The organism is Gordonia namibiensis NBRC 108229 (assembly GCF_000298235.1).
Taxonomy (GTDB): domain Bacteria; phylum Actinomycetota; class Actinomycetes; order Mycobacteriales; family Mycobacteriaceae; genus Gordonia; species Gordonia namibiensis.
The window spans coordinates 89856-112665 of the sequence record NZ_BAHE01000019.1; the positions used below are offsets into that span (position 1 = coordinate 89856).

Annotated in this window: 18 protein-coding genes; 5 read left to right on the top strand and 13 right to left on the bottom strand. The window is 68.4% G+C overall.

Going from position 1 to position 22810, the window contains the following annotated elements; translation table 11 throughout:
* Positions 1 to 51 precede the first annotated feature (51 nt).
* Together aroA and rsgA are read left to right on the top strand one after the other, a co-directional pair.
* A complete protein-coding gene (gene aroA, locus GONAM_RS11630; RefSeq protein ID WP_006866965.1) occupies positions 52 to 1317 on the top strand; it encodes a 3-phosphoshikimate 1-carboxyvinyltransferase in 1266 nt (421 codons plus the stop codon).
* Positions 1314 to 2357, top strand: a complete 1044-nt coding sequence (rsgA, locus tag GONAM_RS11635) for a ribosome small subunit-dependent GTPase A (protein ID WP_006866966.1) — start codon at positions 1314 to 1316, stop codon at positions 2355 to 2357. Before aroA ends, rsgA begins: the two co-directional genes overlap by 4 nt.
* Here the strand turns inward: rsgA and GONAM_RS11640 are convergent.
* From GONAM_RS11640 to hpf, 9 genes are all read right to left on the bottom strand, one after another.
* Positions 2311 to 3507, bottom strand: a complete 1197-nt coding sequence (locus GONAM_RS11640) for a fatty acid desaturase family protein (protein WP_006866967.1) — start codon at positions 3505 to 3507, stop codon at positions 2311 to 2313. The two genes, rsgA and GONAM_RS11640, sit on opposite strands and share 47 nt — an antisense overlap.
* 69 nt (positions 3508 to 3576) lie before the next feature.
* Positions 3577 to 4911: a fatty acid desaturase family protein gene (locus tag GONAM_RS11645; RefSeq protein ID WP_006866968.1), complete on the bottom strand. Its 1335-nt coding sequence runs from the start codon at positions 4909 to 4911 to the stop codon at positions 3577 to 3579.
* Positions 4912 to 5241: 330 nt separating this feature from the next.
* Positions 5242 to 6360: a GNAT family N-acetyltransferase gene (locus tag GONAM_RS11650; protein ID WP_006866970.1), complete on the bottom strand. Its 1119-nt coding sequence runs from the start codon at positions 6358 to 6360 to the stop codon at positions 5242 to 5244.
* Positions 6361 to 6468: 108 nt separating this feature from the next.
* Positions 6469 to 7584, bottom strand: a complete 1116-nt coding sequence (locus GONAM_RS11655; protein ID WP_040536233.1) for a ferredoxin reductase — start codon at positions 7582 to 7584, stop codon at positions 6469 to 6471.
* Between the two features lie 92 nt (positions 7585 to 7676).
* Complete coding sequence (locus GONAM_RS11660; RefSeq protein ID WP_006866972.1) at positions 7677 to 8243, bottom strand: DUF6912 family protein; 567 nt, start codon at positions 8241 to 8243, stop codon at positions 7677 to 7679.
* 76 nt (positions 8244 to 8319) lie between these two features.
* A complete protein-coding gene (locus GONAM_RS11665; RefSeq protein WP_006866973.1) occupies positions 8320 to 9789 on the bottom strand; it encodes a wax ester/triacylglycerol synthase family O-acyltransferase in 1470 nt (489 codons plus the stop codon).
* A 48-nt stretch (positions 9790 to 9837) separates the two neighbouring features.
* Positions 9838 to 10440 (bottom strand): Rv3235 family protein, encoded by a 603-nt coding sequence (locus GONAM_RS11670; RefSeq protein WP_006866974.1) that lies wholly within the window; start codon positions 10438 to 10440, stop codon positions 9838 to 9840.
* Positions 10441 to 10494: 54 nt separating this feature from the next.
* On the bottom strand, positions 10495 to 13314 hold the full coding sequence (gene secA, locus GONAM_RS11675; RefSeq protein WP_006866975.1) for a preprotein translocase subunit SecA: 2820 nt from the start codon (positions 13312 to 13314) through the stop codon (positions 10495 to 10497).
* Positions 13315 to 13491: 177 nt separating this feature from the next.
* Positions 13492 to 14313 (bottom strand): ribosome hibernation-promoting factor, HPF/YfiA family, encoded by an 822-nt coding sequence (gene hpf, locus GONAM_RS11680; protein WP_006866976.1) that lies wholly within the window; start codon positions 14311 to 14313, stop codon positions 13492 to 13494.
* A gap of 385 nt (positions 14314 to 14698) precedes the next feature.
* Here hpf and GONAM_RS11685 point away from each other — a divergent pair, with 385 nt between their 5' ends.
* Positions 14699 to 15367 carry a ComF family protein gene (locus GONAM_RS11685; RefSeq protein ID WP_006866977.1) on the top strand — a complete coding sequence of 223 codons (669 nt, stop codon included), beginning with the start codon at positions 14699 to 14701 and terminating at the stop codon, positions 15365 to 15367.
* Between the two features lie 19 nt (positions 15368 to 15386).
* Here GONAM_RS11685 and lpqB read toward each other — a convergent pair whose 3' ends face one another.
* From lpqB to mtrA, 3 genes are read right to left on the bottom strand one after another with little or no spacing between them, the layout of a single operon-like run.
* Positions 15387 to 17150 (bottom strand): MtrAB system accessory lipoprotein LpqB, encoded by a 1764-nt coding sequence (gene lpqB, locus GONAM_RS11690; RefSeq protein WP_006866978.1) that lies wholly within the window; start codon positions 17148 to 17150, stop codon positions 15387 to 15389.
* A complete protein-coding gene (mtrB, locus tag GONAM_RS11695) occupies positions 17147 to 18817 on the bottom strand; it encodes an MtrAB system histidine kinase MtrB (protein ID WP_006866979.1) in 1671 nt (556 codons plus the stop codon). Before mtrB ends, lpqB begins: the two co-directional genes overlap by 4 nt.
* Entirely contained in the window at positions 18814 to 19491 is a 678-nt protein-coding gene (gene mtrA, locus GONAM_RS11700; RefSeq protein WP_004023513.1) for an MtrAB system response regulator MtrA, read from the bottom strand. Before mtrA ends, mtrB begins: the two co-directional genes overlap by 4 nt.
* A gap of 98 nt (positions 19492 to 19589) precedes the next feature.
* Here mtrA and GONAM_RS11705 point away from each other — a divergent pair, with 98 nt between their 5' ends.
* Together GONAM_RS11705 and GONAM_RS11710 are read left to right on the top strand one after the other, a co-directional pair.
* The gene (locus GONAM_RS11705; RefSeq protein WP_040536235.1) at positions 19590 to 20222 is read left to right on the top strand and encodes a dTMP kinase; all 633 of its coding nucleotides are present in this window, start codon (positions 19590 to 19592) and stop codon (positions 20220 to 20222) included.
* Positions 20223 to 20351: 129 nt separating this feature from the next.
* Positions 20352 to 21116: a hypothetical protein gene (locus GONAM_RS11710; protein WP_006866981.1), complete on the top strand. Its 765-nt coding sequence runs from the start codon at positions 20352 to 20354 to the stop codon at positions 21114 to 21116.
* Positions 21117 to 21214: 98 nt separating this feature from the next.
* Here GONAM_RS11710 and ahcY read toward each other — a convergent pair whose 3' ends face one another.
* Positions 21215 to 22690, bottom strand: coding sequence for an adenosylhomocysteinase (ahcY, locus tag GONAM_RS11715; protein WP_006866982.1), 1476 nt, complete (start codon positions 22688 to 22690; stop codon positions 21215 to 21217).
* Positions 22691 to 22810 lie beyond the last annotated feature (120 nt).

A 22810-nucleotide genomic window follows, 5' to 3' on the forward strand; every position in this document is an offset into this window, starting at 1 on the left:
GGCATCGGCGGTGATGAAACCGGCCGGACCGGGCATGACAAACTGGATCGCATGAGTTCCTGGAACGCGCCCACCTGCGCGAGCGGCTTGGATGCCACCGTCGAGCTGCCCGGTTCCAAGTCCATCACCAACCGCGCGCTGGTCCTCGCCGCGCTCGCCGACGGCCCGTCGACCGTCCGCGGAACCCTCCGCAGCCGAGACACCAACCTGATGCTGGGTGCCCTGGAGGCACTCGGTGTGCAGGTGCGCACCGACCCCGCGTCCGAGACCACCGTCTCCCTCGTCCCCGGGCCGCTGCACGGCGCGGACATCGACTGCGGTCTCGCCGGCACAGTGATGCGGTTCCTGCCGCCGCTCGGTGCGCTGGCCGCCGGCCGGGTCCGCTTCGACGGCGACCCGCAGGCCCGGGTCCGGCCCCAGACCACGATCCTCGACGCCCTGCGCGGACTCGGGGTCGCGATCGAGGGCGACCGGCTGCCATTCACGATCGACGGCACCGGCCGCGTGCGCGGTGGCGAGGTCACCATCGACGCGTCGGGGTCGTCGCAGTTCGTATCGGGTCTGCTGTTGTCGGCGGCCCGGTTCGACGAGGGGCTGGTCATCCGCCACGTCGGACCGCCCGTCCCCTCCACTCCCCACATCGACATGACCGTCGAGATGCTGGCGACCGCCGGCGTCGAGGTCGACACCTCCGAGGCGAACGTCTGGCGCGTGTCGCCCGGTCCGATCCGGGCGGTCGACTGGACCGTCGAACCCGACCTGTCGAATGCGGCTGCGTTCCTGGCCGCCGCCGCGGTGACCGGCGGGGAGGTCCGGGTGCCGTACTGGCCGGCGGTTACCACGCAACCCGGCGCCCGCATCGCCGACGTCCTGGCCGCGATGGGATGCACCGTCGAGCACCTCGAAGGCACCCTCACCGTCCGCGGACCCGAGGTGCTGAAGGGTGTGAACCTCGACCTGCGCGACATCGGCGAGCTGACCCCGACCATCGCCGCCCTGTGCGCCCTCGCCGACGGCGAATCGGAGCTGAGCGGCATCGCCCACCTCCGCGGCCACGAGACCGACCGGTTGGCTGCCCTCACCACCGAGATCACCCGGCTCGGCGGGATCTGCGCCGAGACCGAGGACGGACTCCGGATCACCGGGACGAGCCTGCACGGCGGGACGTGGGAGTCCTACGCCGATCACCGCATGGCCACCGCCGGCGCCATCATCGGACTCGTGACACCCGACGTCGTGGTCGACGACATCGAGACGACGAGCAAGACCCTGCCCGACTTCCCCGGGATGTGGCAGCAGATGATCGGGCGCCCTTGAGCCGGCGGGCAGCCAGCTACGACGAATCCGACGTCCGGGTTCGTCCCGGCAAGGGCACCCGTCCGCGCACCAAGACCCGCCCGTCCCACGATGACGCCGAGCAGGGCATGGTCGTGTCGGTGGACCGCGGTCGCTGGGGTGTCGTCCTCGGGGGCGATCCGGACCGTCGCGTCGTGACGATGCGGGCGCGAGAACTCGGTCGGACACCCATCGTCGTCGGTGACGACGTGTCGGTGGTCGGCGACCTCTCCGGCAAGCCCGACACCCTGGCCCGGATCGTGCGCGTGGCCGAACGACGAAGTGTGTTGCGCCGCACCGCAGATGACTCCGATCCCTACGAGCGGATCGTGGTGGCAAACGCCGATCAGCTGCTGATCGTCACCGCGATGGCCGACCCGCCCCCGCGCACGGGCTTCGTCGAACGCACCCTGGCCGCGGCCTACGTCGGCGGCCTGTCCCCCATCCTGTGCCTGACCAAATCCGATCTCGCCGATCCGACCGAGTTCACCGCCGCCTTCGCCGATCTCGACCTGCCGGTCATCCGCGCCGGGCGGGACGATCCGCTCGACGACATCCTCGACGCACTGCGCGGGCGCATCACCGCCTTCATCGGCCACTCCGGGGTCGGCAAGTCGACGCTCGTGAATCGTCTTGTCCCCGATGCGTATCGAGCGACCGGCGTCGTGTCCGGGGTCGGCAAGGGACGCCACACCTCGACCCAGTCGGTGGCACTGCCGCTACCCGGGGACTCGGTCCCGCGCGGCTGGGTCGTCGACACCCCGGGCATCCGGTCCTTCGGACTGGCCCATGTCGGCCCCGACGACATCATCGCGGCGTTCGACGACCTCCGCGACGCCATCGAGGAATGCCCAAGGGGCTGTACGCATCTCGGCCCGCCGGCCGATCCGGAATGCCGACTCGACGAACTCGAGGGCCACTCCTACCGGCGCGGCATGGCCGTGCGCCACCTACTGGCGGCGGTCGGCGGATCGCTCAGCGACGACGACGCCGGGCCCGCAGCTGGCGAATCGCCGTCTTGAGTCCGGTCGCCCGCGGCATCCCCGCGAAACGCTTCTCCGACGCGGTTTCCGGTGCGTCGTCGGCGGTCGCGCGCAGGAGCTGATCGGGCAGCGCCAGCTTGTTGATCGTGCGCAGCGTCTGGAAGTACTGCACCGCAAGCGAACCCGTCGTGTAGGGCAGGTCGTACTTGTCGCACAGCGCGCGCACCCGCTCGGCGATGTCGGCGTAGCGGTTGCTCGGCAGGTCCGGGTAGAGGTGATGCTCGATCTGGTAGCAGAGGTTGCCGCTCAGGAACGCCATCGCCGGACCGGCGTCGAAGTTCGCGGTGCCGAGCATCTGCCGCAGGTACCACTGGCCCTGCGTCTCGTTCTCGAGGGACTCGACCGTGAACTTCTCTGCGCCATCCGGGAAATGGCCGCAGAAGATCACCACATAGGCCCACAGATTGCGGATCAGGTTGGCGGTGAGGTTCGCCGTCAGCGTGTGCCTGAAATTGGGTCCGGTCAGCGCCGGGAACAGGACATAGTCTTTCGCGACCTGCTTGGCGATCTTGCGACCGAACTCCTTCATCTGCGGGATCGCGACCTCTTTGGGCTTCTCGCCCTGGATGACCTCTTTGAGGCCGAGATCGTGCAGGCCGATCCCCCACTCGAAGGTCGCCGCCAGCATCACGTTGAAGAACGGCTGGAAGAGCCGGCGCGGCTCCCACGGCTCGTCGCGGGTCACGCGCAGGATCTTGTAACCCACGTCGTGATCCATGCCGACCACGTTCGTGTACTTGTGATGGATGTAGTTGTGGGAGTGCTTCCAGTGCGGCGAGGCGCACACCATGTCCCATTCCCAGGTGGTCGAGTGGACCTCCGGGTCGTTCATCCAGTCCCACTGCCCGTGCATCACGTTGTGCCCGAGCTCCATGTTCTCGATGATCTTCGAGAGAGCGAGCGCGCCGGTGCCGAGCAGCCAGAGAGGCCGCGAACGACTGCCGAGCAGCGCAACGCGGCCGGCAACCTCGAGCGCTCGGTGCGCCAGGATCGTGCGTCGCAGGTACTTGACGTCACGCATCCCCCGGTCCGCCTCGATCTCGCGGCGGAGGGTGTCGAGTTCGGCACCCAGCGCCTCTACGTCGGCGTCGGTCAGATGCGCGTACTCGTTGATGTCAGTGATGGCCATTGAGCCCCATTATGCCGACCTTCTCGTTTCCCTGCGCCGCCGCGGGGTGCGGCCACACGTCGACGACGATCAGGCGGCAGCCTCGTCGTCGCCGCGCGCCGCACGCAACGGCGTCACCACGGCACGGCGTCCACGGGCGGCCCGACGACGCTCACGCAGACCCGCGATGGCCGAGCGCAGCCCGCGACGGGTACCGGTCTGCTCGTCGATGGTCGCCTGGAGTCGAGTGCCCTCGGGGAGTCCCTGCTTGAAGCGCCGCTCGGAGGCGGTCTCCGGCGCATCGTCGGCGGTCGCCTTCAGGTACTTGTCCGGCAGCGAGAGCTTCGCGATGGTCCGCCAGGTCTTGGCGTACTGCACCGGGAACGGACCCGAGGTGTAGGGCAGGTCGTACTTGTCGCACAGCGCGCGCACCTTCACCGCGATCTCGGCGTACCGGTTGCTCGGCAGGTCCGGGAAGATGTGGTGCTCGATCTGGTACGACAGGTTGCCGCTCAGGAACGCCAGGACGAACCCGGAGTCGAAGTTGGCGCTGCCCAGCATCTGGCGCAGGTACCACTCGGCCTGGGACTCGCTGTCGATGTCCTGCTTGGTGAACTTCTCCGCGCCGTCGGGGAAGTGACCACAGAAGATGACGGCGTTGCTCCACACGTTGCGGATGACGTTGCCGAGCGCGGTCGCGGTGGCGGCCCGGCGGTAGGCGTTGACGTAGCCGACCTTGTGCCCGGTGGTCGCACTGACCAGCGCCGGGTAGGCGAGGTAGTCCTTGGCGACCTGCTTGCCGATCTTCGACAGCACGTCGGCGACGTCGCGCTTGTGCTGTTCCTGCTCCTCCGGCGTGCGGCGCTTCTTGCCCAGCTCGAGGTGCTGCACGGCGACGCCGTACTGGAACGCGAGCGCGAGGATCGTGTTGTAGACGAGGTTGCCGTAGTTGAACGGACGCCACCGCTGATCGCGGGTGACGCGCAGCAGGCCGTAGCCCACGTCGTCGTCCATACCCAGCACGTTCGTGTACTTGTGATGGATGTAGTTGTGGGTGTGCTTCCAGTGCGCCGACGGGTCGGTGTTGTCCCACTCCCACGTCGAGCTGTGCACCTCGGGATCGTTCATCCAGTCCCACTGCCCGTGCATCACGTTGTGCCCGAGCTCCATGTTCTCGACGATCTTCGCCACACCGAGCGCACCTGCACCGGCCCACCAGAGCGACTTCTTGGTGGAACCGAACAGCATCGCGCGTCCGGCCAGCTCAAGGCCACGCTGGAAGCGGATGGTGTTGCGCAGGTAGCGGGCGTCACGCTCGCCCCGGCTGGCCTCGACCTCCGCGCGGATCGCGTCGAGCTCGGCGCCGAGCGCCGCGACGTCCGCGTCGGACAGATGTGCGTACTCGGGGATGTCCGTGATCGCCATACGTGTGGTCCCTTCGCAGGTGGGGATGGGTCTCGGCGGGGGTCGACGACGACCTCTACACCGACCGGCTCACGCCGGATCTCCGACCCTTACGTCTCCGTAACTTACGCAAGCGTAGGTTACGTGGCGCAGGTGTGTCCAGCGGTGAGCCGCGGCAACGGCACGGATTTTCTGTGAAGTGGGGGGTTTCGACGGGCTCAACCAGCGGGGGTCGGGCGCAACCAGCGGGGGTCGGGCTCAACCAGCGGGGGTCGGGCTCAACCAGCGGGGGTCCGGCGCAACCAGCGGGGGTCCGGCGCAACCAGCGGGGGTCGGGCCCAACCGGCGGGATCAGCTACCCGCGGCCTCGCGATAGTCGTCGATGAACAACTCGAAGCCGATGAGGTCCTCGAAGACACCGTCGGACCGGGCGGCGAGCTTCTGCCGGCTGACCTCGCGGAAACCGGCCGCACGGGCGAGTTTCTTGCTGCCCTCGTTGCTGTCGGCGGCGAACAGCGTCAGCCGCCGGAAGCCGAACTTCTCGAACGCGTACCGCACGGACGCCGGGAACGCTTCCGCCAGAACACCTTTCCCGCGTGCTTCGGGGCGGGTGTAGAAACCCGCCTCGGCGCCGGTGACCTCGTCGATGTGCAGGAGGGTGATGTCACCGAGGTAGTCGTCGGTCTCCAGATCGGCAACGGCCCAGGTGCAGGTCAGGCCCTGCGCCGCGGTCCACCACTTTCGCAGACGTTCGGCGGCCGCGTGCTCGAGTTCCAGCGGATCGGGTCGCGCGAAGAGGTACTTGCGGGAGACCGGGTCGTCGAGCGTCTCGCGGATGCGGGGGTCGTCGTGTTCGGCGAGGGGCCGAAGGCGGAACCGCTCGGTCTCGAAGACGTCGGTACGCCACTCGGTCTGCGGTTCCCGCACGTCGTCGGCACGCAGTGAGCCGACCCATGCGTCGCGGATGTGGCCGCGGACCTCGACCCCGTCCGGGACCGCGGCGTCGAGCCGGAAGCCGCAGGAGTGCGCGACGCGCAACGCGTCGATGTTGCCGGCGACCGTCGTCCAGCGGACGACCTCCTTGCCGGCCTCGCCGAAGGCGTAGTCGACCGCGAGCAGGACCGCGCGTTTCATCACACCCCAGCCGCGGGCATCGGGATGGAGGTCGTAACTGAGACTGCTGAGCGGGCCCTCCCCCGCGAGGTCGACGGTGCCGACGAACCGGCCGTCGAACTCGACGGCCCACAACATGCGGGAACCATCCGCCCAGGATCTGGGCGCATAGTCGAGGGCGAACCTCTCGGCGGCGGCACGACTGTACGGCGCCGGGATGGGTGTCCACCGCATCATGGCCGGATCGGCCGCGAGCTCGACCATGCGATCGAGATCTCGGGGCTCATGAGGCCGCAGCGTCACCCCGCCGTCGGTGAGAACGGGGACGTTTTCGGGAATCGGGACCGCGGCTTTCACCGGTCAGCCCTCGGGCCGAACGGGACGGGTCCCAGCACTGTGACCAAGCACGGTTCGAGCGTACCGGCAGACCCCGGGGGGTCGCCGGGTCACAGACGAACAGGCAGGTCAGACGTCCAGCGTGCAGTCGCCGGCGGCCGCGCTGACACACGTCTGGATACGTTCGCCCTCGACATGCTCGGCACCGGAGCGCAGATCGCGCACGCAACCCTTGTCGAGCATCACCACGCAGCTCTGGCAGATACCCATCCGGCAGCCGAACGGCATGATCTCGCCTGCGGCCTCCCCGGCCTCGAGAAGGGTCGTCGCGCCGTCGACCTCCGCGGTCTTGCCCGAGCGCTTGAACGTCACGGTGCCGCCCTGGGCACCCACCACACCGCGTTCGAGGGCGAACCGCTCGATGTGCAGTTGCTCGTCCAGGTCGGCATCGGAGTAGAGCCGGTGCAGGCCGTCGAGGAACCCCGCCGGACCACACGCCCAGGTCTGGCGCTCACGCCAGTCGGGGCACAGACTCGGCAGGACCTCCGGGGTGACCTTGCCGTCGGTGCGGGTGTACTGCACGTGCAGGTCCACGAGACCCGACGACGCCATCGCCTCGAGTTCGTCGGCGAACAACAGATCGGCCTCGGAGGGCGTCGAATGGATCAACCGGATGTCGGTGGTCTGATCGCGCTGCCTGACCGTGCGCAGCATCGAGATGATCGGGGTGAGTCCACTACCGGCCGTCGCGAACAGGATCTTCTGCGGCAACGGGTCGGGAAGGACGAATTCACCGCGCGGCGCGGCGAGACGCACCACGGTGCCCGGCGTCAAACCGTTCACGAGGTGAGAGGACAGGAAGCCCTCCGGCATCGCCTTCACGGTGATCGCGATGGTCTTGTCGTGCGCCGACGCGTCGGGGGTCGAGGTGAGCGAGTACGACCGCCACGTCCACCGACCGTCCATGAGGACACCGATGCCGACGTACTGACCGGGTGCGTAGTCGAACGAGAACCCCCAGCCCGGACGGATCCGGATGGTCGCGGTGTCCTCGGTCTCCCGGTTCACCGAGATGACCTTGCCGCGCAGCTCTCGAGCCGACCACAGGGGGTTGGCGAGATGCAGGTAATCGTCGGGCAGCAGCGGCGTCGTGATGCGGGTGACCGCCGCACGAACCCACTGCGCACCGCGGCTACGCGCGGCGACCCCGGCCACCGGTTCTTCGAATCGCTCGAGCAGACCCAACGCACACACCGCCTTCGATGTCAGGAACACTGCGCCTGACACTCTAACCTACGCAACCGTAGGTTAGCGCCATCGAGGATCGTCGACCGGCCTCAGAGCAGTTCGAGCAGGAACGGCAGCTCCTGGGTGGCGTACCAGGCGAGGTCGAAGTCCTCGATGTCGCCGACGGCCAGTTCCGCGTCGAGGTCGCCCATGTCGGCGGCATCGATCACGACCACGGCGGCACGGACCTTGTCCTCCGCCTCCTTCACGTCGACGTGGACCGAGGCGACCGCCGAAAGCGGGATCGTCCCGCCGACCTTGACCACGGCGTCGTCGAGATCCGGACGCAGTTTCACATCCTCGACGTCGGCGGCGACGACCACGCGGCGCGGCGGCAGCGACGGGGTCACGCCCGGCTTCGTCACCGCCTCGTCCGCGGCGAGATCGTGCTCGGCCTCGGCGTCGCCGGATTCCGGCGCCTCCCCGGCGAGCAGACGCAGTGAGGCCCGGGCAGCCTCCCGCATCGCGACCTCCGAGAGCTCCTCGTCGTCACCCGAGACGAACGCCTCACGCAGGGCCGGGGTCAACGCGAACCCGGTTCCGCCGATCGGCCGGAACTCGCCGTCGGAGTTGAGCTGCATCAGCATTGCCAATGTCGCCGGCAGGTAGACCCTCATTCGACCATCGCTCTCATAGAACGACCGCTCACGCGGTCCGATTGCGGTACCCGCTCACCTTAGCCGCGCCCCTGACTCAGTCGGTGACCAGCAACTCCTCGCAGGACTCCGTGACGTAGTCCGCCAGAACGGGCAGGTCGGGAATGACCCCGCGGTCGGCCATGAACGAGAACTGCAGCCGGTCACCGTATTCGACGATGCTGACCGCAAGTGCCCTCTGCGAGACGAGAACCGGGATGTAGAAGATCTCGCGGACCGGCGCGCCGAGCACGAACCGGTCGGCGATCGGGGCGGTGCTCATCGCCACCGGGACGTTGTACCCGCGACTGTCGAGCGACCGGAACGCGCGCGAGCTGAAGTCGGCGAAGGGTACGAGCCCGAGCTCCGGGAACAGCGGACTCGGCCCGGTGCTCATCCGGCGCGGCGACTGCGCATAGCGCTCGGCGAGGCCCGCGACCTGGGCGAGGCGCACCGTCGGATTCGACTCCCCGACAGGCAGGTCCGTCACGAAACTCGGTTTGCCGACGTTGATCCAGCCCGGCTCTGCATGCGCCTCGATCTCCACCCCGGGGTCGCGCGGCGACAGCGGGATCACCACGCGGACGGTGTCGGCCGGTACCGCCGCCGGGTCGACCGACAACATCCAACGACGCACCACCCCTGAGATGATGGCGAGTTCCACGTCGTTGACGGTGCAGTTGTGGTGCTCGGCAATCTTTGCGCAGTCGCGGCGCGGGATCGACGCCGTGGTGAACGTGCGGGTCGTCGTGCCCGTGTTGTTGAGCGGGCTGCGCGGGGCGTGGTCGGTGAGCTGCCCGACGACGTCACCGGCCCGGCGGACGGTCCGGCCGACCACCGACCGCACCTCGGAGACCAGACCGTTGCCGCGCACGACGGTCTCGACGAGATCGCCCGGGCGCGCCATCGCCTCGGCGAGTGCACTCACGACCAGGTTCGCCGACCCCGGCGGCGAGCCGGGCATCCACAGCTCCTCGGGCAGCTCCTCCGGCTCGTCGGTGGGGTCGCAGATGACCTCACTGATCTCGGGATGGTCCGGGCCGTCGATCAGACACCGATGCGACTTGGTGAGGATCGCGAGCCGGCCGTCGGCCAGGCCCTCGATCAGGTACATCTCCCACAGCGGCCGGGTGCGATCCAACGGCCGGGACATCACCCGGGAGATGAGCTCGGCGAGATCTGCGGGACCACCGGGCCGTGGCAACCCGGAGCGCCGGATGTGGAAGTTGATGTCGAAGTCCCGGTCGTCGACCCACACCGGACGGGCGAGTCCGAACGTGACCTCGCGGACCACCTGCCGGTACCGGGGCGCCAGTTGGAGCCGGTTCTCGACCAGCGACACCAGCGACTGGTAATCGAGCGCGGGTCGACGGGACGTGGTCCCGTTCTCCCCGGTCGTCGGGTCGCCGGCCTTCGTCGGCTCGCCGGTAGAGGGGTCGACGACCAGCAACGCCCCGAGATGCGTTGTCGACCGGGAATCGTCGAGGAAGTAGTACATCGCGTCGCGCGGCGACAAACGGTTCACCACGCCGCCGATCCTAGCCGTCCGGGAGCGTCGGGGCCGGACTCGACGGGGTCAGCAGAACTCGAGGGCCACCAGCTGCCAGCGGTATTCGACCTGACCGAGACCTGACCGCACACCGATGCCGGGGCGCGAATCGTTCCCGCGCACACGGCACGGCTTGCGCTCGACGCGCCCGGCGAAGGCCCGAACACGCCCACCACGGAGGTAGGAGCCGAACACCTCGGCCGCACTGGTGTCGCACAATTGGACGTGCACACGCTGGAGAACCGTACCGCGAGCGGGCGGACCCCCTGGGGCACCGGTGGTTTCGGCCACCCTGAAGGCATCGTGACGAACCAGCGCGGCCACCTGATCGGCGATCGACGGCGACACTGAGTCACCGAGATGCGCTATCCCCCTCCGACGGTCGATGACCTCGAAGAGCAGTCGCGATGTGGCCACGGTGAACCGTCGGGCCTCCACCGCGGCGGCCAGGGTCTTGCGTGAGGTTCCCGCGCCGGGACGCGGCCGCGGGAACACGGCGCGCACGGTCCCGGAGCCGACCGCACCGGCACCCATCGCGCCGGGCCCGGCCGGCTCATACGTCGGGGCGGGCAGTACCCGGACCCGCGGCGTCCGTGTAGCGACGGGAGGAGCGGAGGTGAGTGTCTGCATGGGGATTGGACGCAGCCACTCCCCTGTCGGGTTCCACTTTCTCCCGAAATTTTTTCAGCGGCGCTGTTTCTTGGCCTTCGGCGGCTTCGGACGGCTGCCCTTGGTGTTCGCCCGTGCGGCCGCGCGGCGCTCACGCCGGCTGGCCGAATCGGCGGCACCGGCCAGTTCCTCTTCCTCGGAGTGGACGACCGTACCGCCGCCCTCGTCGGGACCGGAGAACGTCATCGGCACCTCGCCGTTGGCGGCCCCGGAACCACGCAGGGCTGCGGGGACCTGCGAACCGGTGTCGGCCGCCGGCGCCGGTGCGGGTGCCCCCGCACCGACCGCGGCCCGGAGATCGGCGGCGGTGGGCAGGGGCGCCTGAGGTGCCGGCTGCTCGGTCTGCACCTGCGCGTTGAACAGGATCCCGAGTGCTTCCTCCTTGAGGCCCTCGAGCATGCCGTTGAACATGTCGAAGCCCTCGCGCTGGTACTCGACCACCGGGTCGCGCTGCGCCATCGAACGCAGGTGGATGCCCTCGCGGAGGTAGTCCATCTCGTACAGGTGGTCGCGCCACTTGCGGTCGAGAACGCTGAGCAGGACGCTGCGCTCGAGCTGGCGCATGGCGCCCTCACCGGCGATCTCCTCGATCGCCTTCTCGCGCTTGTCATAGGCGGCCTTCGCGTCGGCGACGAGGGTCTCGCGCAGCTCGTCGGCCGAGATGTCGTCGCGCTCACCGTATTCCGTCTCACCGACGACCTCTTTGGGGTCGAGTTCGATCGGGTACAGGGTGCGCAGCGCGGTCCACAGCTCGTCGAGATCCCAGTCCTCGGCGTAACCCTCGGCGGTCGCACCCTCGACGTACGCGCTCACGACGTCGTCGATCATCTGCTTGACCTGCTCGTGGTGATCCTCGCCCTCGAGGATCTGGCGGCGCTCGGCGTAGATGATCTTGCGCTGCTCGTTCATGACCTCGTCGTACTTGAGGACGTTCTTGCGCATCTCGAAGTTCTGCTGCTCGACCTGGGTCTGAGCGCTGCGGATGGCCTTGGTGACCATCTTGGCCTCGATCGGCACGTCGTCGGGCAGACGGCTCATGATCGCCTCGAGCGCACCACCGTTGAAGCGGCGCATCAGTTCGTCGGCGACGGACAGGTAGAACCTCGACTCACCCGGATCGCCCTGCCGACCGGAACGTCCGCGCAGCTGGTTGTCGATTCGGCGGGATTCGTGCCGCTCGGTGCCGAGCACGTACAGGCCACCGGCCTTGCGCACGGCCTCGGCCTCCTCGGCGGCCTCGGTGCGCGCGACCTCGATGGCCTCGTCCCACGCGGCCTCGTACTCGTCCGGGGTGGTCACCGGGTCGAGTCCGGCCTTGCGCAGGCGGGTGTCGGCGATGATGTCCGGGTTGCCGCCGAGCACCACGTCGGTACCGCGGCCGGCCATGTTGGTGGCCACCGTGACTGCCCCGAGACGACCCGCCTCGGCGATGATCTGGGCTTCCTGTTCGTGGAACTTGGCGTTCAGGACGCTGTGCGGGATCTCGCGCTTCTTGAGCTGACGGGACAGGTACTCCGAACGCTCGACGCTGGTGGTGCCGATCAGCACCGGCTGGCCGATCTCGTGGCGCTCGACGATGTCGTCGACGACCGCGGCGAACTTCGCCTCTTCGGTCTTGTAGATCAGGTCGCCCTGGTCCTTGCGGATCATCGGCCGGTTGGTCGGAATCGGCAGCACTCCGAGCTTGTAGATCTGGTCGAACTCGGCGGCCTCGGTCTCGGCGGTACCGGTCATGCCTGACAACTTGTCGTAGAGGCGGAAGTAGTTCTGCAGGGTGATCGTGGCGAGGGTCTGGTTCTCGGCCTTGATCTCGACGCCTTCCTTGGCCTCGATCGCCTGGTGCAGACCCTCGTTGAAGCGGCGGCCGTCGAGCACACGACCGGTGAACTCGTCGACGATCAGGACGTCGCCGTTGCGGACGATGTAGTCCTTGTCGCGCTGGAACAGCTCCTTGACCTTGATCGCGTTGTTCAGGTAGCTGACCAGGGGCGAGTTGGCGGCCTCGTAGAGATTGTCGATGCCGAGACGGTCCTCGACGAACTCGACGCCGGCCTCGTGCACGCCGATCGTCTTCTTCTTGATGTCGACCTCGTAGTGGACATCCTTCTCGAGCAGCGGCGCGATGCGCGCGAACTCGGTGTACCACTTGCTCGATCCCTCGGCGGGGCCGGAGATGATCAGCGGGGTACGGGCCTCGTCGATGAGGATCGAGTCGACCTCGTCGACGATCGCATAGGCGTGGCCGCGCTGGACGAGGTCGGCGAGCGAGTGCGCCATGTTGTCGCGCAAGTAGTCGAAGCCGAACTCGTTGTTGGTGCCGTAGGTGATGTCGGCGGCGTAGGCCTCGCGGCGCGCGGCGGACGACATGCCGGTGAGGATCACCGCGGTCTCGAGGCCGAGGAAGCGGTGGACGCGTCCCATCCACTCCGAGTCGCGCTTGGCGAGGTAGTCGTTGACGGTGACGACGTGGACGCCCTCACCCGACAGCGCGTTGAGGTATGCCGGGAGCACACAGGTGAGGGTCTTGCCCTCACCGGTCTTCATCTCGGCGATGTTGCCGTAGTGCAGCGCCGCGCCGCCCATGATCTGGACGTGGAAGTGCTTCTGGTCGAGTACGCGCCAGGCCGCCTCGCGGGCCGTCGCGAAGGCCTCGGGCAGCAATTCGTCGAGCGTCTCACCATCGGCGATACGTTTCTTGAACTCGTCGGTCTTGGCTCGCAGTTCGGCGTCGGAGAGCGCCTCGAACTCGTCGGACAGCGCCTCGACGTGCGACGCGATCGCGTCGAGTCGCTTGACCATGCGGCCTTCGCCGACACGCAACAGCTTGTTCAGCACCGTGGATCGAGTCCCTCACCTGTAGAAAACACACGGAATCCGGCCCGTGCGAAAGCACAGACCGGATCCCATGGTAGCGAGGTGAGCTGAGCAGACCCTGATCGACCGGCACGTTGCCGGGACGAACTTCGTCCCTTCGGATTCGTCGGCGGACCGTCGGGAACGCTCAGCCCGCGTTCATGTCAGGCGGATGAGGCCGTAGTCGAAGGCATGCCTGCGGTAGACGACCGACGGCTTGTCGCTCTCCTTGTCGTGGAACAGGAAGAAGTCGTGCCCCACGAGCTCCATCTCGTAGAGCGCGTCGTCGACCGTCATCGGCACCGCGGTGTGCTCCTTCACGCGCACGATCTGACCGGGTGTGTAATCGTCCACGTCGTCGTAGTCGGACTTCGTGGAATCGGCCAGGGCGGTGCCCGGATCGCCGACGAAACCGTCGACGGACAGTTGGTTGTCCCGCAACGGCGGTGCGCCGATCTCGGTGGCCTCGGCCACCGACAGCGGACGGCGGTTGCCGTGGTGCACGCGGCGGCGGTCCTTCACCCGCCGGAGACGGGACTCGAGCTTGTCGAGGGCACGTTCGAGTGCGGCGTAGAAGTTCTCGCCGCACGCCTGCGAACGCACGATCGGGCCCTTGCCCTTCGCGGTGACCTCCACCTTCTGACAGACCTTGGCCTGCCGACGGTTCCGATAGTGCTTCAGCTCGACGTCGAATTCGAAGATCGTCGGATCGAATCGCTCGAGACGAGCGAGCTTGTCGCCGACGTAGATGCGGTAGTGGTCGGGTATCACGACGTTGCGGCCGCTGAACACGATCTTGGCGATGGGCTCGGCGGGTTCGTCGGCGTCCACCGTTCCGGGTGGGCGGACGAACGCGAACTCCTGGTCGTCGGAGTCGTTCTGGGCGGGTTGGTGGTCGGGCTCGAGGCCCTCCTCCACGGTCGGCCTGGGGTCCGCGATTTTCGGTTCGCGCTGGCCTTTGCGGTGGATGACTGTGGACATTCAACTACCTCCTGAATTGTTCCCGGCGGCGGTTGGGTCATCGTGATCTGTTGTCGCACTGATAATTTGGCCGACGCCGAGGATTTGTCCATGCCAGCTGACAGCTGACACTCATCGACAGGGGCATCACCTCCCGAAAATCGGTCGTGTCCGGCGCGGGGACTCAACTGTCCTCCCGGCAACCCGATGTACCCAAGACCGTAGTCGCAAGTTCGGGTATCGGCCACGTTTTGCCCCGCCGCGTCGGGTATCCCGGGACAAGTCGGGACCGAGGGCCCGCGCGCGGTGATCCCAAGGACTCGGACAACTCACCGAACAGGGCGGATCTCTCCACAGGCTCCGCCGGCCACACCTGGCGTGCGGCGCCCGGGCCTAGGGTCGGGACATGGTCTGGGGTCAGGTGCCGGCCGCGGCGGCGGATCTGGTCTTCCCGGTGGTCTGCGGCGGGTGCGCACGGCCCGGGACCCCGTGGTGCGCCCGCTGCGAGACCGCCTGGCACGACGCTCCGGTCGCCGCCCGCCCGCGCATCTCACCGGGTGTGCCGGTGTGGGCCCTCGGTCGTTACCGGGGTCCCCACCGGAACGGGATCATCGCCGTCAAGGAACACGACCGCCGTGATCTGATCCCGCCGCTGGGCGCCGCACTCGCCCACGCCGTGCGGGTGCTGGCCGGGTGGGGCGAGCTACCCGACGCCGACCGACTGGCGTTGATCCCCGCGCCCACCCGCCGGCTGAGCGCACGACGCCGCGGCGGCGATCGGGTCGCCGCGATCGCCGAACACGCCGCACCACTCCTGGGTTCCCGTGTGACCGTCGCACCGCTGCTGATGACCGCGGCGACCGCCCGCGACTCCGCCGGACTCGACGCGCGAGCACGTGCTCGCAACCTCGCGGGGGCGGTCCGCCTCCGCAGCGGTGCGCGTCCACCGCACGGTGCCGCGGCGCTCCTGGTCGACGACGTGCTGACCACCGGGGCCACTGCAGCCGAGTCGGTCCGCGTTCTGCACGCCGCCGGGATCGGGGTCGCGGCGGTCGTCGTCCTGGCCGCCGCCTAGGAAGATCCCGCCCCGGCGATCAGGGCAGAACCGGGATCGCCCCGGCGATCATGGCGGGTTCGACCTCGGTCCAGTACTGGTCGGGCTGCCCGTTGTTGCTGCCGAGGCGCAACACGCCGCGCTGATCCCCGACGTAGATGGTCGAGGCATTCGCCACCACGGCCCGCACCGGTGGGGACACGTTCCCGCTGAGCAGGCCGACCGCCGGGGTGCCGTTGATCGACAGCTGCACCACCGGGGACTCCGGCGCCTCCCGGGCGACGACCAGAGTCGTCGGTGACGCCCAGTCCAGGGACACCGCACGGTTGCCGATGTTGTAGGCCGCGATCCGCGGGCTGGTCAACGACACCTGCCCCTCGGCGTTCGTCGACAGCACGGCGAACACGATCTGCCCGCCTACGACGAGGGCAACCCGGACACCGTCCGGAGCCACCTGCATCTCGGTGATCGCGCCGCGCGCCACCCTCGGTATCGACGATGCCTCGACCGGGACGGTCTGGGTGCCGTCGTCGTCGCGCTGCCACTGCACCGGCTTCCCGTCGACGACCACCCACACAGCGTTCTCGTCGGCGCCGAAGGAGGGACGGGTGATGGACACCCCGCTGACGATCGGCCCGACGTCGCCGCCGTAGTCGCCGATCACGCACTCGAGCCGGCGGTCTCCCGCCGTCCGCACCGCGGCGACCCGCGCGCCGTTGTCGGAGATCGTCGCCGCCCGCACGTCGCGAGACGAACCGAGAGGTCCGCGCACCGGCACGGTCGCGGTGTCGGTCACCGCACGCAATGCGCCGCCGGTGACGACGTTCAGGCCGACGTCGGTGGACGGCACCGCGTTCGGATCGAAGGAGCGGAGGTCGGCGGGTTGCCATCCCGAGGCGCGTTCGGCGGCGAGGGGCGCACCGTCGGCGTCGATCACGTACGGCCCGGCGATGTCGGCGCCGTCGAGTGTCCAGACGATCTGCGCCGCGAGCACGGTGCGGTCCCGGCTCGACGGGTTGCCGATGCCGCTGAGGTCGACGCGCACTCCGCCGCCGGCGAGGCCGACGACCGGTCCGCGCAGCGTCGAACCGCTCGGGAAGCCGCTGTCGACGGCCGCGGACAGGTCGGCGGCGGGCCCGCCGAGGAGCCGGTTGACCAGCGCCGTCGGATCGGTCGCCTGCCCGGAGTAGAACCAGCGGGGGTCCGGGACGAGCCGTCGGCCGGTGCGGTCGGAGAAGTAGAGCGATACCGGACGATAGGTGTTGTCGAACTGGTCGCGGTCGATCATCGCCCCGTTCGGCAGCGGCCCGTCGATGCGCCACTGGTCGCCCTGGCGGGTCAGGCTGATGCTGGTCTCGACCCGTCCCGACGCGGGCAGCAACTGCCCGTCGGACTTGAGTGTCCCGACGTTGTCGCCGGTGAGCCGCATTCGAACGGAGTCCTCGTTGCGCTGGTCGACGAAGATGCTGATCTCGTCGAGGATCAGTGCGTCACCGCGGTCGTCCCACTGCTGGGAGGCCACCGGCGTCAGGAAGGCGCGGGCGGCGTCGTGGCCGGAGTCGGGATCGACCGTGGACTTGAGGAACGCCCGGACGAGGGCTTCCGGGTCCATGTCGGACTGGGGCACCGGGGCCGCGTTGGTGGCGCCCTCACGCTGGAAGGACTTGATGGGCTGGGGCGAGGAGTCGTTCGGGATCGACCCGCAGGCCGACACCACGACCATCGCCACGGTTGCCGTGGCGACGGCGATCAGGAACCCCAGAACACTCCGCCGCGGGTGCTCCGGATGACGTACCACGCTCATTCGGTACCAGCCTCCACACCTGGTGTGCGGCCACTCGTCTTGGCAGCGGCGCGGGGTGCCGAGCCGACCGACTTCAGCGGCAGGGGCGAACCGAGCACCTTGTGGCCGCGGACGAGAGGCAGCGTCAGCCGGAAGCACGCACCCTTACCGGGTTCGCCCCACGCCTCGAGCCGGCCCTGATGCAGTCGGGCGTCCTCGATGCTGATCGCCAGGCCGAGACCGGTGCCGCCGGAGCGCCGGAACCGCGACGGATCCGAACGCCAGAACCGGTTGAACACCAGCTTCTCCTCCCCCGGCCGCAACCCGATGCCCTGGTCACGGACCGTGATGGCGACGGCGTCGCCGTCGGATCGCATCGTCAGTGTCACCGGTTTCCGTTCGCCGTGGTCGATCGCGTTGGCGAGCAGGTTGCGCAGAATCCGCTCGACGCGGCGCGGGTCGATCTCGGCGAGCACGGGTTCGGCGGGCAGGTCCAGGACGAGCTCGGTCCCGGTCTCCTCGGCGAGGTGTCGGACGGTGGCCAGCGCACCGTCGATCGGGATGGCCATGTCCATCCGTTCCGCCGCCAGTTCGGCCATGCCTGCGTCGTGGCGGGAGATCTCCAGCAGCTCGTTGAGCAGGGTCTCGAACCGGTCGAGTTCCTTGTCCAGCAGTTCGACCGAACGCTTGCGGACAGGGTCGAGTTCGTCGCGGCCCTCGTAGAGCACGTCCGAGGCCATCCGCACGGTGGTCAGCGGTGTCCGCAGCTCGTGGCTGACGTCGGAGGTGAACTGACGCTGTAGGCCGCCGAACTCCTCGAGGTGGGTGATCTGCTTGGACAGGCTCTCGGCCATGTCGTTGAACGACATCGCGAGACGGGCCATGTCGTCCTCGCCGCGCACGGGCATGCGCTCCTTGAGACGGCCGTCGGCGAACCGGACGGCGATCCGGGAGGCCGACCGGACCGGGATGACCACCTGCCGGGAGACCAGCCAGGCGATCGCCGCCAGCAGACCCAGCAGGACGATGCTTCCGGTCAGCAGGGTGCCGCGGACGAGGTCGACGGTGTTCTGCTCCGCGGTCAGCGGGAACACCAGATACAGCTCGAGCCCCGGCACCGAGGCGTTGGTCGGGGTGCCCACGATCAGGGCCGGCGCCTGTCCGCCGGAACCGTCGGGAACCTGGGTGTACTGGTAGGCCACCTGGCCGCCGCGGACCATGTCCCGCAGGTTCGACGGCACCTCGGCGGTCGGTCCGACGCCACTGGCCGCGCTGCTCTCGGCGGCGCCGGGGACGATGAGCACGGTGTCGAAGGCGCCGACCGTGCCGGAGGCCTGACCCGTGTCGGCGTCACGGTCGGTGAGCAGCGATCGCGTCTGACGCAGCCGGTTCTGCACCGACATGTTGCCTGCGCCGCTGGACAGGTCGCGTTCGACCGAGATGCGGGCGCGGTCGATCTCCTCGGTGGCCGCGGCCAGCTTCACGTCGAGGAGACGGTCGGTGATCTGGGAGACCAGTACGAAACCGAGGATGAGGAGCACGACGACCGACAGCAACAACGTCGACGCCACGACCCGTAACTGCAACGAGCGCCGCCAGATGTGCCCGAAGGCACGTCCGACAGCGCCGGCAGCACGGGTGAAGCGCCCGAAGGTGCTGTTGACCCGTCGTCGAGATCGACCGATCACGGCGGGCCGGCCTTGTAGCCGACCCCCCTCACAGTCAGAACGACCTCAGGGTTCTCCGGGTCGGTTTCGACCTTCGCGCGCAGACGCTGGACATGCACGTTCACGAGTCTAGTGTCCGCCGGGTGGCGGTAGCCCCACACCTGCTCGAGGAGGACGTCGCGGGTGAAGACCTGTCGCGGCTTGCGGGCGAGTGCGACCAACAGGTCGAACTCGAGCGGTGTCAGCGAGATCGGGACGCCGTCGCGGGTGACCTTGTGTGCGGGCACGTCGATCTCCACCGGCCCGATCGACAGCAGCTCGGCCGGCTCCTCGTCGGTACGACGCAGACGGGCGCGGACGCGGGCGACGAGTTCCTTCGGCTTGAACGGCTTGACCATGTAGTCGTCGGCGCCGGATTCGAGACCCAGCACGACGTCGACGGTGTCGGACTTCGCGGTCAGCATGACGATCGGGACGCCGGAATCGGCACGCAGCACACGGCACACGTCGATGCCGTTCATGCCCGGCAGCATCAGGTCGAGCAGCACCAGGTCGGGGCGGATCTCGCGCACGGCGGTGAGTGCCTGCGTACCGTCACCGACCACGAAGGGTTCGAAACCCTCGCCGCGCAACACGATCGTCAGCATCTCGGCGAGAGCGGCGTCGTCGTCGACGACGAGGATGCGAGGCTTCATGTGTCCAATGGTGACACCATCGTGATGAAAGCGTGGTGAATGACGCGCCGGAGGTGGACGTTCTGGCCGGATTCGTCCCACGCCATAGACTCCTGCGCGTGGGTCAGTTGATTGCGGTAGAGGGGCTCGACGGCGCCGGCAAGAACACGTTGGTGACCGGCCTGGTCGAGCGCTGGACGGCGTCGGGTCTTCAGGTCGCGACGTTCACCTTCCCGCGCTACGGGCAGTCGGCGACCGCCGACATCGCCTCGGAGGCATTGCACGGTGCGCACGGCGACCTCCGGGACAGCGTGTACGCCATGGCACTTCTGTTCGCCCTCGACCGGGCCGGCGCGGCAGCGGACATCGCTGCGGCGACCGAGACCAGCGACATCGTCATCCTCGACCGCTACGTCGCGTCGAACGCCGCCTACAACGCCGGGCGGCTCGAACAGGACGCCGACGGCGAGGTCGTGCGATGGGTTGCCGACCTCGAGTTCGGGCGGTTCGGCATGCCCGTCCCCGACCGCCACGTCCTGCTCGGTGTTCCCGCCGAGGTGGCCATGCAGCGGGCCGAGAGCCGGGCCGCCGCCGACGCCAGCCGGGCACGCGACGCCTACGAACGCGACAGCGACCTCCAGCGCCGCGTCGACGCCGTCTACCGCCAACTCGCCGAGGCCCAATGGACGTCCCCGTGGCACCGATACGACGGCGAGGACGTCGCCGCACTGGCCGACCTCCTGACCCGCTGACGCCCGATCGGTCCGTGGGACCGCGAGTCCCCTGAGGGGGTCATTCGGACGCACGCCACCCCGGCGACCGGGCTCTGCCGTTGCCAACGCTCTTCGCTAGCCTGGATCAATGACTGGGGAGGGGGTCGAATGACCTATCAGCCGCCACCACCCGGTGGCCCACCGCCACCGTTGGGGCCCGGTCGGCCCGGGTACCCCCAGGGGCCCGGCCCCGGTGGGCAGCAGCCGTTCCCAGGACAGTTCCCGCCCGCGTCGCAGCCGCGACCCGCCTACGGTCCGTACGGAGCCCCGCCGCCCCACGGCGTCCACGGACCCGGGCCGTACGCACCGAGCGGCGGCTACGGAGGCCCTCCCGGCGGACCCTACGGTCCCCCGCCACCCAAGCGGAACACCGGCGCGATCATCGCCTGGATCACCGGCGGTGTCGCGGTCATCGTCTTGGCGGCCCTCGTCGTCACGCTGGTCGTGATGTCCTCCGGACCGGAGGAGTCCGCTGTCGCAAGCGGTTCGAGCACCTCGTCGAGTACCACCCCGGGCGGGTCGACGAGCCCCGACCCCGAATCCGCCGACTACGCAGCGCTTTCCCAGATCCGTGCGGCTCTGCAGAACTACGTGGCGGCACGCAACGCCCGCGACGTCGTACGTATGAAGGCCGCGGTCTGCAGCCAATCGCGGGAGCGCATCACCGGTCCACCGCCCACCGAGGACGGCCTGATCGTGCTCGACGGCTTCCTCGACACGGTCTTCGACGGCAACGTCGCCCAATCCGAGGTCGTGTCCCATCTCGAAAAGGGCAGCCGCCGAACCGAATCCGAGAAATCCAAGGAACGGTTCCTGAAGGAACGCGGCTCGTGGATCTATTGCCCTGACGCCGAACCCGACATCGGGGCCTGACCCCAAAACGCCGCAAACCCACCCTTTTTCGGCATTTCCACCCCCAGCGAGGGTGGTGGATCTGCCGAAAAAGGGTGGGTTTGCGTGAGCGGGTTACCTCAGTAGCGGTAGTGCTCCGGCTTGTACGGGCCCTCGACGTCGACGCCGATGTACTCGGCCTGCTCCTTGGTGAGCTTGGTCAGCTTGCCGCCGAGCGCCTCGACGTGGATGCGCGCGACCTTCTCGTCGAGGTGCTTGGGCAGGCGGTAGACCTCGTTGTCGTACTCGTCGTTCTTGGTCCACAGCTCGATCTGGGCGATGACCTGGTTCGAGAAGCTGTTGCTCATCACGAACGACGGGTGGCCGGTCGCGTTGCCGAGGTTGAGCAGGCGACCCTCGCTCAGCACGATGATCGACTTGCCGTTCTCGAAGATCCACTGGTCGACCTGCGGCTTGACGGTGATGCGCTTGGCACCCGAACGCTCGAGGCCGGCCATGTCGATCTCGTTGTCGAAGTGGCCGATGTTGCCCAGGATCGCCTGGTGCTTCATCTGACGCATGTGGTCGAGGGTGATGATGCCCAGGTTGCCGGTCGAGGTGATCACGATGTCGGCGTTGCCGATCGCGTCCTCGACGGTGACCACGTCGTAGCCGTCCATGAGGGCCTGCAACGCGTTGATCGGGTCGATCTCGGTGACCTGGACGCGGGCGCCCTGACCGGCCAGCGACTCCGCGCAGCCCTTGCCGACGTCGCCGTACCCGCAGATCAGAACCTTCTTGCCACCGATGAGAACGTCGGTGCCCCGGTTGATCCCGTCGATCAGCGAGTGGCGGGTGCCGTACTTGTTGTCGAACTTGGACTTGGTGACCGAGTCGTTGACGTTGATCGCGGGGAACGCCAGCTCACCGGCAGCGGCGAACTGGTAGAGCCGCAGCACGCCGGTGGTGGTCTCCTCGGTGACACCCTGGACCGACTCGGCGATGGTGGTCCACTTGTTCTTGTCGGTCTCGAAGCGCTTGCGGAGCAGCTCGAGGAAGACCTTGTACTCGGCCGCGTGGTCGTCCTCGGTGGGCGGCACGACGCCGGCCTTCTCGAACTCGGCACCGCGCAGAACCAGCATGGTGGCGTCGCCGCCGTCGTCGAGGATCATGTTGGCCGGCTTGTCCGCCTCGGGCCAGGTCAGCATCTGCTCGGCGGCCCACCAGTACTCCTCGAGGGTCTCGCCCTTCCAGGCGAAGACCGGGACGCCCTTGGGCTCGTCCGGGGTGCCGTGCGGACCCACGACGACGGCCGCAGCCGCGTGATCCTGGGTCGAGAAGATGTTGCACGACGCCCAGCGGACCTCGGCGCCGAGCGCGACGAGAGTCTCGATCAGCACCGCGGTCTGAACGGTCATGTGCAGCGATCCGGAAATGCGAGCACCCTTGAGCGGCAGAACATCTGCGTTCTCGCGACGCAGTTCCATGAGTCCGGGCATCTCGTGCTCGGCGAGCTCGATCTCCTTGCGGCCGAAGTCCGCCAGGGACAAATCGGCCACCTTGTAGTCGATCCCGTTGCGGCTGTCGGCCTTCAGCTCGTCCTGAGCAGTCGTCATCTGATCCCCTTGTCGTTCGCTTCGTGCGCTGCGTGTGCAGCGATTGTGCGTTCGATCCAGGCTATCGGACCACGCCCGCCGAGCCCATGGTCAGGTGCCGGGCCCTACTCCCGCCGCCGG